The organism is Pantoea sp. S62, assembly GCF_016658625.1.
GTDB lineage: Bacteria > Pseudomonadota > Gammaproteobacteria > Enterobacterales > Enterobacteriaceae > Pantoea > Pantoea vagans.
Genome location: NZ_JACVVI010000070.1, coordinates 1 through 265, shown reverse-complemented (window position 1 = coordinate 265; position 265 = coordinate 1). Strand labels below are relative to the sequence as shown.

General features: G+C 63.4%; 1 protein-coding gene. It reads left to right on the top strand.

Going from position 1 to position 265, the window contains the following annotated elements; genetic code table 11:
* Positions 1–10 precede the first annotated feature (10 nt).
* The coding region (locus tag IBT54_RS24970; protein ID WP_236263732.1) for a hypothetical protein at positions 11–265 on the top strand (255 nt) is incomplete at its 3' end.

Below are 265 nucleotides of genomic sequence, written 5' to 3'. Positions count from 1 at the left end.
GAAGGGTGACATGGCGCCGCGCCTCAACGCCATCACCAAAGCCTTCTGGGAACGGTCGGCGCTGAAGGGGCTGGCCAACGAGCGCGAGTACCCGCTGTACCTGCGTAACTACCGCGTCTTCCTGGTGTACGCACACTCCGGCACCGGCGGCATCAGATCGATGGACGCGGTGGCGCATGTTCGCGAAACGCTCCGCGTATCGATGCTGGCCGCACACATGGACACGCGTCGCGTGGGACCGAATGAGTTTTTATCCGTCATCCGC